We start from the raw sequence: 13,295 nt of genomic DNA on the forward strand, positions 1-13,295 counted from the left end.
TATGGCAACGCTCGAACTCAACCGGATCGTCAAGGCCTTCGGGCCCGTTGATGTGCTGCACGGAATTTCGCTGACCATCGAGAGCGGGCGGTTTGTCAGCCTGCTCGGGCCGAGCGGCTGCGGCAAGACAACCCTTCTGCGCATCATCGCCGGACTGGAGGGCCTGACGCGCGGATCGCTCACCATCGATGGACGCGAAGTGACGCATGTGCCGCCGGAAGATCGCGACATCGCGATGATGTTCCAGTCCTACGCGTTGCTGCCGCACATGAGTGTGCGCGAGAACGTCCGGTTCCCGCTGCGCATGCGCAAGCGCGGCTCTCGTGCCGAGCAGGAGGAACGGGTCCGGGTGGTGCTGGAGACGGTTCAGCTTGCCCATCTGGCGGATCGCATGCCACGGCAATTGTCCGGCGGGCAGCAGCAGCGGGTCGCCCTGGCGAGGGCCATCGTGTCGGATCCCAAGATCCTGCTTCTCGACGAACCCTTGTCCAATCTGGATGCGCGCCTGCGCGAAGACATGCAGGTGGAACTGATCGAGTTGCATCGACGACTCGGGCTCACCACCGTTTTCGTGACCCATGACCAGGAGGAGGCCCTGAGCCTTTCCGACACCGTCGTCCTCATGAATGGCGGCCGGATCGAACAGGTCGGAGGCCCGCAGGACATCTATGCTTCCCCCCGGACAGGCTTCGCGTCGGAGTTTCTCGGCTCGGCCAATCTCATTGCAGCGGAGGTGAAAGACGGTTCGGATGGCAAGCGCGCCCACTTCGCGTCTGGCGCGTCCGTCGCCGTCCCGGCCGCAACGCCGACGAGCAAGACTGCGCAACTCATTCTGCGCCAGGAGGATCTTCTCCTGCTGCCGCCGGAGGCTGCCGCGGACGAGACCTTCATGGCGAGTGTCGTCACGCGCGTCTTCCTGGGTGCGCGCATCCGGTACGTGCTGCGCGTCGGGGATCTTCGGATCAAGTGCCTTGCGCCGGGAACGGATTTCTACGCACCCGGCGAGACCGTCGCCGTGCGTGTGCGCGACGGACGCGCGCAGGTGATCGACGGTTGACGGTCAAGGCCCTTTACGGCGAGCCCCCGAGGATGAAACACAATGGCTGAAGATCGGCGCGAGGCCGCGAGACCCCTGCTCGGTGTCGTCGCCTGCAACCGCACTGTCGGCGAGGAGCAGGCCGCCAGCGTGATGCGGCGCTACCTCGTGGCCGCCGCGACCTACATCGACGCATCGCTGCTGATCATTCCCAGTCTGCCCGATCTTATCGACGCACCACGCCTGGCGGGCATGCTGGACGGCTTGCTGCTGACCGGCAGCCCCTCGAACATCGCGAGCCTCAGTTACGGAGCTGAAGCCCTCGACGACGGACCTTTCGACCACGATCGCGACGAGGTCGTCGCCCGCATGCTGCAGGCCATGGGCGCCCGCGCCCGTCCCGTTCTGGGGATCTGTCGCGGCTTGCAGGAGATCAACGTGGCGCTTGGCGGCACCTTGCGGCGCGACCTTGGCGCCTCCCACGAGCACGCGCACCATGCACCGCCGGAAGCCGACCTCGAGGCGATGTTCGGATGGACGCACGCGGTCGCGATTGTGCCGGACGGCATGCTGTCGGGCGTCTTTCGGCAACCTGCCATCGCGGTCAATTCGGTCCACTACCAGGGCATCGAGCGGTTGGCCGATGGCCTGCGGGTGGAGGCGACAGCGGAGGATGGCCTCGTCGAAGCGGTGTCCGGCCAGATCGGTGCGGCGCCTGTCCTCGCCGTCCAATGGCATCCTGAATGGAATGTCGAGAACAATCCCCCAGCGCAGGCCCTCTTTCGGCACTTCGGAGAGATGATGCGCGCCTCCTCGCTCACCGGCCTGAGCGCCGATTCAACAACAGGAATGACCGATGTCTGATCGCGCGGAGATTTTCATCAATGGCCGTTTCGAGGCGGGCGACGGCGCTGCGGAGCGCGTGATGAACCCGGCGTCGGGCGAACTGATTGCGTCCATGGGCACCGCTAGCGATGCCCAGGTCGACCGTGCTGTCCTGGCTGCGGAGGCGGCGTTTCCCTCATGGGCTTTGCTCTCTGCGCGCGAGCGGTCGCACGCGCTCCTGAGGATCGCCGAGCGGATCGAGGCTCATGCCGCGGGGTTTGCGGATCTCGAGGCGCTCAATTGCGGCAAGCCGCACCGCTACGTTCTCGGCGGCGAAGTCCCGAATGTCGTCGATGTGTTCCGCTTCTTCGCCGGGGCTGCCCGCACGATGCCTGGTGCGCCCGCGGGAGAGTATCGCAACAGCCGGCATACCAGCATGCTGCGGCGTGATCCGGTCGGGGTCGTTGCCTCCATCGCGCCGTGGAACTATCCGTTGCTGATGGCCAGTTGGAAGATCGCGCCCGCGATTGCTGCCGGCAACACGGTGGTGATCAAGCCGTCCGAACACACGCCCCTGTCGCTCCTCAAGCTCGCCGAAATCTTTGCCGACGTCCTGCCGCCGGGCGTTGTCAATGTGGTGACGGGAAACGGCGCCACTGTCGGGCATCGGCTTGTCTCGCATCCGGCCGTCCGGATGATCTCGCTGACGGGTGATGTCGGCACCGGCCAAAAGATTCTGGCGGCTGCTGCGGGCACGATGAAACGCACCCATCTGGAACTCGGCGGCAAGGCCCCCGTCATCGTGTTCGACGATGCCGACCTTTCTGGGCTGATCGAGACGCTCAAAGAGGCGAGTTTTTACAATGCCGGGCAGGATTGCACGGCAGCCTGCCACATCTACGCGGCGGCTCCGATCTATGATCGTCTCGTTTCCGACTTGAGCGCGGCGATCGCCAAGCTGCCCTATGGGGATCCGCACGACCCGCGTGCGGAGTTCGGACCGCTGATTACCGCGCGGCAGAGGGACCGGGTGGCGGGCTTCGTGGATCGCGCCCGCGCGGGCGGCGCCGAGGTTGTCACGGGAGGCCGCCCGGCCGCGCGGGCTGGCTTCTTCTACGAGCCCACCCTGATTGCGGCTGAGCCCGATTCCGAGATCGTGCGGAAGGAGGTCTTTGGACCCGTCGTCTCCATCACGCCGTTTCGGGACGAGGCACAGGTCGTGGAATGGGCCAATGCGTCGCCCTATGGGCTGGCATCTTCGATCTGGACACGCAATCTCGGCCGCGCCACAGCGCTGTCGTCTGCCTTGCGCTACGGCGTGACATGGGTCAACACCCATGGGGTCTTTGCCACCGAGATGCCGCATGGCGGCATGCGCCAATCCGGCTACGGGAGCGATCTGTCGATGACCGGCCTGACCGAATACACCCAGGTCCGCCACGTGATGTTCGCCCACAGCCGCTGACGCGGGCAGGCGATCAGGGCACCAACGGAGCTTTGGGCGGCAATGGAAACAGGCGGACGAACCGCTCTGCCAGTGCCCGGTCCCCTTCGATCCGCAAGACACCGGCGGTCTCCAGCGCGCTGATTGTCTGGCCGCCATAGATGGCGCCGGCCACGACACGCGCGTCGCCGGCAAAGACCACATCCGCATCATCGACCGAGCCGCGGGCAATCTCGATCCGGTTATCCGCGAAGGTCGCCCGAAAGGTTTCGGCGCCGAGGCGGAGGCCGAGGCAAGCCGTGAGCCCCTGTGCGAGATCGGGATCGATCATGGTCCGGAGCGACAGGACCAGAGACGCTGCGCTGAAGGGGAGGGTGGGGTCGTGCAGCGGCGACCGCGCCGCCCAGCGGCCCAAGGCCTGAAAAATCGGCTCGCTCTCGTAGCCCCATTCGGACAGCGCGTAGACCTGAACGGCCGCCGGGGGCGGGAGCTTGCGGCGGACGACCACGCCGGTGGCCTCCAGCCCCTCCAGACGCTGCGTGAGCACGTTGGCGCTGATCCCTGGAAGTCCGCTCCGCAGATCGTTGAAGCGCTTCGGGCCCATCATCAATTCGCGCATGACAAGCAGCGCCCAACGCTCGCCGATGAGGTCGAGCGCGTGGGCTGCCGCACAGGCATCGTCATAGTGTCGGCGGGTTGAAGTTATATTTTCTAATCTCATAGTTGCTTTTTATAACTCGCTCCGCCATGCTCGGTCAAATCACCCGAAGAGGAAACGCCATGGCCAAGCTCATCTTTGTCAATCTGCCGGTGCGCGATCTCGCGCAAGCCACCTCCTTCTATCAGGCGGTGGGCGCGCAGAAGAATGATCAATTCTCCGATCATACGGCGTGCTGCATGGTGCTGTCGGAAACAATCAACGTCATGCTGCTGACCCACGACAAGTTCCGCCAGTTCACCCCAAAGGCCATTGCGGATGCCAAGGCCACGAGCGAAGTCCTGATCTGCATCTCCGCTGACACCCGCGAAGACGTCGACGCAACGGTCGAGAAGGCGGGCGCTGCCGGCGGGACCGTCGACCCCGGGCCAGTCCAGGATCACGGGTTCACGTATGGCCGTAGCTTCGAAGACCCGGATGGCCACATCTGGGAAGTGATGTGGATGGACGTCGCGGCCGCTCAGGCCGCCATGTCGAAGAGCCCCGAGCGCGCCGAGACCTGAAAAAATCCAAACGACCAGAGAGGAGATCACCGATGAGCTATGTCGATGGATTCGTGATTCCCGTCCCGACCGACAAGAAAGAGGCGTACCGCCAGATGGCCGCCATCGCCGCGCCGATCTTCAAGGAGCATGGTGCCTTGCGCATTGTGGAATGCTGGGGACACGACGTGCCGGACGGTAAAACCACGGATTTCAAGCGCGCGGTGAAAGCCGAACCCAACGAGAACGTCGTCTTCTCGTGGATCGTTTGGCCGTCCAAGGCGGTCCGCGATGCCGGCAACCAGAAGGTCATGGCGGACCCGCGCCTGAAGATGCACGACGACATGCCATTCGACGGCAAGCGACTTGTCTTCGGCGGGTTCGAGGTCTTGCTCGATACGGAATGACGTGAGCGATCCAATCCATCGGTCAGCAATAGCCGCCCGCCCGCCTCACGAGGGCGGGGTTCGTCTGTCGATGTGAAAACGGCCGCAGTTTCGGCTCCGCCAGCGGCGGCAGTCCGACCCCATTGCGCAGGCCCGCACGATCCGGTCAGCCTATGATCTGAGCCGTGTTGCGGACGAAGGGCCTCGCCCTCCGTGCATCGTGTCTGAGGGCCACATGGCTTCTCACGACACCCCTTAGCGATCGCGCAATCCGACGCGCGATTGACAATCCAACCGTCAGATGGTTCGATGTGACCGGTAACTCATACGGAGTTCCCGGGATTGTCCTGCGCCTACCGGTGGGACTTGGCTTCGGCCAAAGCGGAGCACAGGCCCAATGGCACTTCCATTCAAGGAACGTCTTGCGAAGGGCGAACCGGTTTTCGGATCGTTCGCATTTCTGGCAAGTCCCGACATTGTCGAGATCATGGGACTTGCAGGGTTCGACTATGTGATCATCGACCTCGAGCACAGCCCGAAGGACTGGAGCGCGGTTGCGAACATGATCCGCGCCGCCGAGCTTCACGGGATGGCCGCGCTCATCCGAGTTCGCGAAAATTCCGAGAAGTCCATTCTCGAGGCGCTGGAGCTGGGTGCCGCAGGCATTGTGCTGCCATTCGTTCAGAGTGCGGACGATATTGTTCGCGCGGCGCGGGCGATGAATTATCCGCCGCGGGGCATGCGCGGCACGTGTACCCTGACGCGGGCTGCGCGCTACGGCGGCGTGCGAGCGACTTTCCTCGAGCATTCGCAGCAGCAGAATGAGAGAGTCGTTCTGATCGCCCAGATCGAAGACAAGCTTGGCGTCGACAACATCCAGGACATTCTCGCGTGCGAACCGGGCATCGACGCCCTCATCGTGGGGCGGTCGGATCTTGCATCCTCGCTTGGCCGGCCGGGACAGGTCGAGGACCCCCTCGTGCTCGCGGCAACCGATCAGGTGATCCGGGCCGCACGCCTCCACAAACGCGCGGTACCCTCGGGCATCGGACTCTACTCGCCGCAGGAAGCTGGCAAGTGGGTCGAGGCAGGGGTCGGCTTGTTTTTCTATTCGGCCGATTCCGGAATGATGGTCGATGCCGCTCGCACAGCCGCACAGGCGTTCAAGGCGTCGCTCGCGCAACACACCGCTCGGGTCGCGGCCGAATAAAGTCAACGATAAGGGAGGTTACAACATGGTCGATACGATCGCGCACGCGCGTGTTACCGATATCATATACGCGCAATTGTCTCCGGACGGCGATCTCTATAACGAGATCATGGAAATCGCTCGCCGCGAGAACATCAAGACAGGTTTCATCCTGAATATCGTGGGCGGCCTGCGCAAGGCCCGCCTCAGCATGCCGGTCGAGGCGACAGTCACCGATGCGCCTCCGGGCGTGCGCGAATTCGAAGGTCTGATGGAGTGCAGTGGCGTCGGGACAATCGGGCAGACGCTTGAGACCTACGACTCGGAAGGGACGTCAGGAATTCTGTATAAGGCCGGCGACCCCAATCTCCATATCCACATGACAATCACGGTCGCGGGCGAAACCTACATGGGTCACCTGATCGAAGGGTGCCTCGTGCGATCGCTTCATCCGAAATCGCATTTCACGATTGTTCTTGCCAAGACCGAGGGCGCGACACTCAACTTCAAAGTCTCGCGCGAGACGACCGAGCGCTACCCGCGCGGCATCCCGATTCACGAACTGGTTCAGGATTGATCAGTCTAAAGGTCAGAGGGCGATCGATGGCGGGCGCCGAGCAGACGCACCTGCTCCGGTCAATGGCGCGAGGCGTGCGAGCATCGGGACGGGCGACACTGCGCCTCCAACCCGGCAATCCCGCCTTAAGCGCTCTCGCGACGAACGATCTCAAATCCGACATTGACGGTCGAGGGACCAGCGTAGGTGCCCACGACCGACAAATTGACCATCGTGGCGCATTCCCGGCCAATGGTGCGGCCGGGGATGCGCACCGTTGTCAGAGTTGGCGACACGACGGACGACAAACCCATGTCGCCGCAGCCCGTAATGGCGATATCATCAGGGATACGCAGGCCGAGCCGCTTGCATTCAAGGACGGCGCCCACCGCATGCACATCCGATCCGAACGCAATGGCCTTCGTGTCGGGATGGCGACCAAGGATACCTCTCAGAATATCGGCGCCTGCTTCCAACGAAAGCTCGCCGCCCTGCGCGCGGGTGTGCAACGGTTCGTCACCACCTTCGCGCACAGCCACCTCCCATCCCAGCCGCCTTTGTCGCGATCGATCGTTGTTGGGCGTGTTGAGGAAGCCAAACCCGATATTGCGGTAGCCCCAGCCCTGCAATGCCTTGGTGATCTGATAGAGCATGTCGTAGTTGGAGAAGCCGACGACGCGACCGAGCGGATGTTCAGGAAGGCACCACGTCTGAATGACGGGAAGTCCCGAGCGCTGGCAAAAGTCGCGCGTTCGCGGCGTTTGGGATGCCCCCGTCAGGATGATGGCGCTTGGCTGCCATCCGAGATACTTGATCAGCAGGCGCTCTTCATACTCGTTGTCGAAGTTGGAACAGCCAAAGATCGGCGTGAATCCTGCGCGGTCCAGGGTGAGGGAGACCTCTTCGATGAAGTCGGAGAAGATCGAGTTGGCCATCGTGGGCACGATGACCGGGACGATCGGGCTGTTGCGCGCAGACAGGCTGCCGGCCAGACTATTGGGCACGAAGCCCATCTCTTCCATGGCGGCCGTAATGCGTCGCAGCGTCTCGGGCGCAACCTTATCGGGCGTACGCAAGGCGCGCGACACGGTCATCTTCGTCACCTTCGCCCGCTCGGCAATTTCCTTCATTCCGACTTTCCCGTCCTGCTGAAAGGTCGGGCTGGTCTGAGCAGACGATTCCGGAGCGGCTCGTCTCTTGGAACCCTGCGAGCGCAAGGACATCTCGGATACCTCTATCTCAACGACAAAGCAGATCAGTATGCTTTGCGACGAGTTCGTCGGTAGGACATGTAACGTACTCAGAAAAAATTACAAACCTGGAGGAACGTCTATGAAAAAGTTTTCTGCAAAACCTCTCGCCTTCTCGAGTTCGGTTGTGTTGGCAACCCTGATTGCTGTCGCGTCAACGTCGCCCGTCTCTGCGGACGACATCAAGATCGGCGTTCCGCTTTCCCTGACGGGCCCGGTTGCCTTCGCGGGAACCAAGATGAAGGATGCGATGGAGCTCGCCTTCGATGAGGTGAACAGCAGCGGATTCCTCGGCACGACAAAACTCGTCCCCGTCTTCGCCGATGACCGGTCGAACCAGCCGCAGGGGATCAGCGTCACGCAACAGCTCGTGCTTCGCGACAAGGTCTCGGCGATCGTGGGCTATACGGCGAGCAACATCTGTCAGGCGTCCCTGCCGGTTGCGCAGGAGCTCAAGACACCGACGCTGCAGGCCGATTGCGTGGTGCCGGGACTCAACAAGATTGGCAACTACGTCTACAGCGCGGTCCGACCGTCGGATGTGTTCGTCGAGCAGACAATCGACAAGCTGGTCGCCGCCCGAAAGATCAAGACGGCCGCCATCCTTTATCAGCGCGACAACCCGGTCTTCGTGAATTTGCAGCCGATTGTCGCCAAGGCGTTCGAGAGGAACGGCGTCAAGATCGTCGCCAACGAGGCGGTGACATCGGGGGGTGATTCCGACTTTTCCGCTCAGCTCACCAGCATCGCAAACGGCAAGCCGGACGTCATGGCCATTCTGCTTTTCGGCGGCCAGGTCGGACCCGCCATGGTCCAGGCCCGGCAGGCGGGCATGAAGGACACGATCTTCCTCGGTGAGCAGAACTTCGATTCCGTCGAGGTGCGTCGTGTCGCGGGGCCGAATGCGGAAGGGTCGATCTTCCCGTCGCATTGGTTTGCGGCCTCGCCTGTCCCGGCGAACGTCAAGTTCGTCAAGGATTATACGGAACGCTTCAAGCGCGAGCCGGACACCTTCAGTGCCAACGGGTACAACGCGGTCTGGCTGCTGGCGCAGGTCATCAAGAAGGCAGGCAGCGGCGATCGCGAAGCGATCCGCACGGCGATGGAAACCATCGGCGACATGGACACGGTCTTTGGAACCGCCGGCAAGACACGGTTTGAAGACCGTCAGGTGACGCTGACGCCCTTCTTCTTTACCGTCGACAAGGCCGGCAAGGCAGTGCCGGCATTCGACAAGCCCTGAGGCAGGGTTCCATCCGGCAGGCGCGGAACGTGACCCTCATGGGGCGGTTCCGCGTCCTCCCGGCGACGCGCGTGCGAAACAGACGTCGCCGTTCAACATTGGGGAAAGCCTGTGCTGCTGCAACAAGTCATCAACGGCATCCTGACAGGATCGGTCTACGCGCTGTTCGCGCTGGGATTCAATCTGGTGCTGGGTGCGCTCAATATTCTCAATGTTGCCCAAGGCGCGATTTTCACGCTCAGTGCATTCGTTGCGTACTATCTCATCAGCATCTACGGCGTACCGTTTCCCCTCGCGCTGCTTGCCGCAACTGTCGCGGGCGGTGGAATCAACGTCCTGTTGGAGCTTCTCGTTTTCCGGCCGCTGCGTTCTCGCGGAGGGAGCGCCATGTCGAGTCTCGTGGCGAGCATCGGCGCGTCGATGATCCTGATCTCTGTCGCGCAGTTGATGTCCGGCGCGCAGGTCGAGCGGTTCCCGTTCGGGACGCTGCCGGAGATTCAGTGGACCGAGTTCGGCATGAGAATCTCGTTCACCCAGGTTCTCGTCCTGGTGACGACCATGGTCACCATGGCCGGAACCTATATCCTGCTCAATCGCACCCGGTTGGGAAAAGCCATCCGCACCATCGCGTTCGATGAGCGGATCGCGCGCATGCTCGGCATCCCGACGGTTTCGGTCGCACGGTGGACCTTCTTCGTCTCCGGCGCGCTCGGCGGCCTCGCCGGCGTTCTGCTCGGCATCATGTACAACTCCGTCTACTTCCTGATGGGAGAACCCTACGTCCTGAAAGGCTTCGCGGCCATCGTCATCGGGGGCTTCGGCAGCGTCACCGGGGTGATCGTGGCCAGCATGATGATCGGGCTTCTGGAGGTCTTCAGCACGGTCATCGGCATTGGAACGTTCAGAGATGTGGTCACCTTCGGCGTGCTGTTCCTCTTTCTGCTGTTCAGACCCAACGGTCTGTTCGGGCGAGACGAGGAGGTCCGGCCATGACGTTCTCTGATGTGGCCGACTGGTTTCAGATCTACAACCATTCCTTCGCGACAGCGCTGATCAACGCGGTCATGGCGCTCAGCCTTTACTTTTCGCTCCGTGCCGGCATCTTCAATCTCTCGGCTGTGGGCTTCATGGCTCTGGGGGCTTACACGGCCGGGATCTTTGCGGTGAAGCTGGGCACCATCTCCATCGTCGGAATCACCGTCGGGGTGCTGGTCTCGCTTGCTGTCGGATCGATCCTGGTGTTCCCCATTCTCAGGCTTCGCGGGCACTACCTCGCCATTGCGACCCTGAGTTTCGGCGGCATCGTCCAGGCCCTTGCGCTGAACCTCGATTCGCTCACGAACGGCCCGGCCGGGTTGATCGGCGTGCCGGTCACGGTGAAGGTGTGGCACCTGCTGATCATCGTCAGTGTGCTGGTCTATGTAGCATGGGTGCTCACCACGTCGCGGACAGGGCGGGCTTGGGATGCAATCCGGACGGATTTGTCCGCGGCACGCGCCATGGGCATCAATGTCGAGCATTACCGTCTGGTCTCATTCCTGATCAGCACGGCAACCGCCGCCCTTGCCGGCGGCCTGTGGGCTCACGTCAATCGCGTCATCGTGCCGTTCGAATTCGGGTTTCCGCAGCTCACCTTCGTGCTGGTCAATACGCTGCTCGGTGGAATCTCGCACCCGGTCGGTCCGGTGCTGGGCGCGCTCCTTGTCAGCACGATGCCGGAATGGCTCGACAAGTTCGAACAATACCGCGAGATGATCATCGGCTTTCTGCTCGTCGTGATCGTGATCTATCTTCCCAACGGACTGATCGCGCCTTTCGCCACCATGCGGGGACGCAAGTTCAGCTTCTTCAAGCCGACGCAGGCCAAGCCGTCGGAGGGCGAGTCATGACGGGGCTCCTCTCAACGATGACCGGCCCGGCGCCCGGCGCCGCAGGCTTGCGGCCGACATCCGCAACTGGACTTGCGCTTGCGGGCATCACGAAGCGGTTCGGTGGGCTTAAAGCCCTCAACGACGTGTCTTTCCAGCTCGCACAAGGACGCGTGCTGGGCCTCATCGGCCCTAACGGGGCTGGCAAGACCACCCTACTGAACACGATCAGTGGCTTGTCCAAGCCGGATAGCGGCGAGATCGTCTTGAATGGCGAGACGATCACCGGCTGGCCCGCCTATCAGATCGCCGCTCGAGGCGGCATCAGTCGGACATTCCAAAACATCCGGATGTTCGAGGGCATGACTGTCATGGAGAACGTGCTGACTGGCCTCCACGCACGGATGGAGAGCGGACTCTTCGCAACCGTCTTCCGCCTCGGCTCGGAGCGCAAAGAGGAGAATCGTGCCCGCGAGAAGGCCAATGCCACGCTGGAATCTCTTGGACTCACGGAATATCGCGATCGCCGGGCGGATCAATTGTCATACGGCATCCAGCGACGGGTCGAGATCGCGCGAGCACTGGTCAGCGCCCCGCGCCTGCTTCTGCTGGACGAACCGACGGCGGGCATGACCCCGCGGGAAACCAACGAGGTCATGGACCTCATCCAGTCGTTACGCGAAACGAAGCTCACCATGATCGTCATCGAGCACAAGGCGGGCTTTATCATGAACATTTCCGATCAGGTCGTGGTGCTGAATTTCGGCACGGTGATCGCGGATGGGCGGCCGGAGGATGTGCGACGGGATCCCAAAGTCGTGGAAGCCTATCTGGGAGCCGACGATGACCATGCTTGATGTGGCGGACCTGCATGTCTCCTATGGGATGATCCGCGCCGTGCAGGGTGTGACGCTTCATGTGGACAAGGGCGAGATCGTCGCGCTTGTGGGTTCCAACGGCGCGGGCAAGTCGAGCACCCTTCTGGCGCTGGCGGGCCTGATCAAATCGACCGGGAGTGTCCGGCTCAAGGATCGGCGGATCGACGGGGCTTCCGCCCACATCATCGTGCGGTCCGGCATGATTCTCGTGCCGGAGGGACGGGGGACGATCGGGACGCTGACGGTCGAGGAGAATCTTGAAATGGGGGCCTATACCCGCAGCGACGGGTGGCGGAAGGACCTCGACAAGATCTACCAGCGGTTCGCCGTGCTGGAATCACGGCGCACGCAGATGGCCCAGACCCTGAGCGGCGGTGAACAGCAGATGCTGGCCCTGGCGCGCGCCTTGCTGGCGCGGCCCAGCCTGATGTTACTCGATGAACCCAGCATGGGGCTGGCACCGCTGATCGTGCGGCAGGTCTTCGAGATCATCGAGGAACTCAACCGGGAGGGGACGACCATCCTTCTGGTGGAACAGAATGCCAGTGCGGCTCTGCGTGTGGCTCACCGCGCCTACGTGATGGAAAGCGGACGGATCGTGGCCAGTGGCAACGCCGACGAGGTCGCCCGGGACGAGCAGACGAGCAAGGCCTATCTGTCGTGAGTGTTCGCCCGCGCGGCATTCAGTCGTCGAGTTCCGGATAATGCCGGAAGATCCCCTCTTCGTTGAACGGGATCCGCCGGTCGCTGGCGAGATAGGCCTTGAGGCGAGGACGGTTGGCGACCGCGTGGTGCAGGGCAGCCACATGGGGCACCGCCCCCAGCGCGTCCTGAATGGCGCGCGGGAAAGCGTGGCTCAACCCTTCGACGATTTGGAAGAGGGAAAGGTCCACATAGCTGAGAGAGCCGCCGACCAGATGGCGCGGACCTGACGGATTGCGCGCCAGCAGGGTGTTGAACCAGTCGAGGAACTTCGGAATCCGGTTCAGCCGGAAATCGCTGGCGCGCCGCAGAGCCTCCGCCTTCTGATCCTCGTAGTACAGGCTCGATCCGACCGGGTGATGCGTATCGTGCGCCTCCGTGATGAAATCGCCGAGGGTGAGCTGGATCTGGTGCGTCCAGAGGCCGCCATCCGGGTCCTTGGGCGCCAGGCTGTGACGCGCCCCGAGATAAAGCAGAATGGCCGCCGTCTGGCCGATGACGCGCGCCCCATCTTTCAGGAAAGGCGGCGCGAAGGACGGATGCGGCCCCTCGTCCATCATCCGCATCATGGCGCGAATGCCCTTCGGGCCCCGCGCCACGTCCACGTAATCTGCCCCGGCCTCTTCCAGCGCCAGCCGCACAAATTCGCCGCGTCCCTGAATGCCCGGCCAGTAGTAAAGTTCATAGGCCATATGACGACGCTCCTGAGATGATGCGG

15 protein-coding genes are annotated in these 13,295 nt (G+C 62.8%); 12 read left to right on the plus strand and 3 right to left on the minus strand.

Translation table 11 applies throughout. From position 1 onward, the window contains the following. Position 1 precedes the first annotated feature (1 nt). Genes J4G32_RS13630 through J4G32_RS13640 form a run of 3 tightly spaced genes read left to right on the plus strand, consistent with a single transcriptional unit; the run spans position 2 to position 3,326 of the window. A complete protein-coding gene (locus tag J4G32_RS13630; protein WP_210495285.1) occupies positions 2–1,057 on the plus strand; it encodes an ABC transporter ATP-binding protein in 1,056 nt (351 codons plus the stop codon). Positions 1,058–1,099: 42 nt separating this feature from the next. After that, positions 1,100–1,900: a gamma-glutamyl-gamma-aminobutyrate hydrolase family protein gene (locus tag J4G32_RS13635; protein ID WP_210495288.1), complete on the plus strand. Its 801-nt coding sequence runs from the start codon at positions 1,100–1,102 to the stop codon at positions 1,898–1,900. Next, entirely contained in the window at positions 1,893–3,326 is a 1,434-nt protein-coding gene (locus J4G32_RS13640; RefSeq protein ID WP_210495291.1) for a gamma-aminobutyraldehyde dehydrogenase, read from the plus strand. Before J4G32_RS13635 ends, J4G32_RS13640 begins: the two co-directional genes overlap by 8 nt. A gap of 13 nt (positions 3,327–3,339) precedes the next feature. Here the strand turns inward: J4G32_RS13640 and J4G32_RS13645 are convergent, their stop codons facing one another. Further along, positions 3,340–4,026, minus strand: a complete 687-nt coding sequence (locus tag J4G32_RS13645; protein WP_210495295.1) for a winged helix-turn-helix transcriptional regulator — start codon at positions 4,024–4,026, stop codon at positions 3,340–3,342. A 59-nt stretch (positions 4,027–4,085) separates the two neighbouring features. Between J4G32_RS13645 and J4G32_RS13650 the strand changes: the two genes are divergently transcribed. The 4 genes from J4G32_RS13650 to J4G32_RS13665 all read left to right on the plus strand — a co-directional run bounded on the left by J4G32_RS13650 (position 4,086) and on the right by J4G32_RS13665 (position 6,657). Continuing rightward, complete coding sequence (locus J4G32_RS13650; RefSeq protein ID WP_210495298.1) at positions 4,086–4,526, plus strand: VOC family protein; 441 nt, start codon at positions 4,086–4,088, stop codon at positions 4,524–4,526. 32 nt (positions 4,527–4,558) lie between these two features. Continuing rightward, on the plus strand, positions 4,559–4,912 hold the full coding sequence (locus J4G32_RS13655) for a DUF1428 domain-containing protein (protein ID WP_210495303.1): 354 nt from the start codon (positions 4,559–4,561) through the stop codon (positions 4,910–4,912). Between the two features lie 376 nt (positions 4,913–5,288). Next, positions 5,289–6,101 (plus strand): HpcH/HpaI aldolase family protein, encoded by an 813-nt coding sequence (locus tag J4G32_RS13660; protein WP_210495306.1) that lies wholly within the window; start codon positions 5,289–5,291, stop codon positions 6,099–6,101. Between the two features lie 25 nt (positions 6,102–6,126). Then, on the plus strand, positions 6,127–6,657 hold the full coding sequence (locus J4G32_RS13665; protein WP_210495310.1) for a PPC domain-containing DNA-binding protein: 531 nt from the start codon (positions 6,127–6,129) through the stop codon (positions 6,655–6,657). Positions 6,658–6,782: 125 nt separating this feature from the next. On the opposite strand, the gene J4G32_RS13670 is transcribed toward J4G32_RS13665, so the two are convergent. Further along, positions 6,783–7,766 (minus strand): LacI family DNA-binding transcriptional regulator, encoded by a 984-nt coding sequence (locus J4G32_RS13670; protein WP_210495313.1) that lies wholly within the window; start codon positions 7,764–7,766, stop codon positions 6,783–6,785. A 202-nt stretch (positions 7,767–7,968) separates the two neighbouring features. On the opposite strand from J4G32_RS13670, the gene J4G32_RS13675 reads away from it, so the two are divergent. From J4G32_RS13675 to J4G32_RS13695, 5 genes are all read left to right on the plus strand, one after another. Then, positions 7,969–9,129, plus strand: a complete 1,161-nt coding sequence (locus J4G32_RS13675) for an ABC transporter substrate-binding protein (protein WP_210495318.1) — start codon at positions 7,969–7,971, stop codon at positions 9,127–9,129. A gap of 111 nt (positions 9,130–9,240) precedes the next feature. Then, positions 9,241–10,122 carry a branched-chain amino acid ABC transporter permease gene (locus J4G32_RS13680; RefSeq protein ID WP_210495321.1) on the plus strand — a complete coding sequence of 294 codons (882 nt, stop codon included), beginning with the start codon at positions 9,241–9,243 and terminating at the stop codon, positions 10,120–10,122. Then, the gene (locus J4G32_RS13685; protein WP_210495323.1) at positions 10,119–11,018 is read left to right on the plus strand and encodes a branched-chain amino acid ABC transporter permease; all 900 of its coding nucleotides are present in this window, start codon (positions 10,119–10,121) and stop codon (positions 11,016–11,018) included. The genes J4G32_RS13680 and J4G32_RS13685 overlap by 4 nt, the downstream gene beginning before the upstream one ends. After that, positions 11,015–11,854 (plus strand): ABC transporter ATP-binding protein, encoded by an 840-nt coding sequence (locus tag J4G32_RS13690; RefSeq protein WP_246505062.1) that lies wholly within the window; start codon positions 11,015–11,017, stop codon positions 11,852–11,854. The genes J4G32_RS13685 and J4G32_RS13690 overlap by 4 nt, the downstream gene beginning before the upstream one ends. Then, positions 11,847–12,539 carry an ABC transporter ATP-binding protein gene (locus tag J4G32_RS13695; protein WP_210496099.1) on the plus strand — a complete coding sequence of 231 codons (693 nt, stop codon included), beginning with the start codon at positions 11,847–11,849 and terminating at the stop codon, positions 12,537–12,539. The genes J4G32_RS13690 and J4G32_RS13695 overlap by 8 nt, the downstream gene beginning before the upstream one ends. Positions 12,540–12,558: 19 nt before the next feature. Here J4G32_RS13695 and J4G32_RS13700 read toward each other — a convergent pair whose 3' ends face one another. Then, on the minus strand, positions 12,559–13,269 hold the full coding sequence (locus tag J4G32_RS13700; RefSeq protein ID WP_210495324.1) for a glutathione S-transferase: 711 nt from the start codon (positions 13,267–13,269) through the stop codon (positions 12,559–12,561). Positions 13,270–13,295 lie beyond the last annotated feature (26 nt).

The organism is Microvirga antarctica, assembly GCF_017921815.1.
Lineage (GTDB): Bacteria > Pseudomonadota > Alphaproteobacteria > Rhizobiales > Beijerinckiaceae > Microvirga > Microvirga antarctica.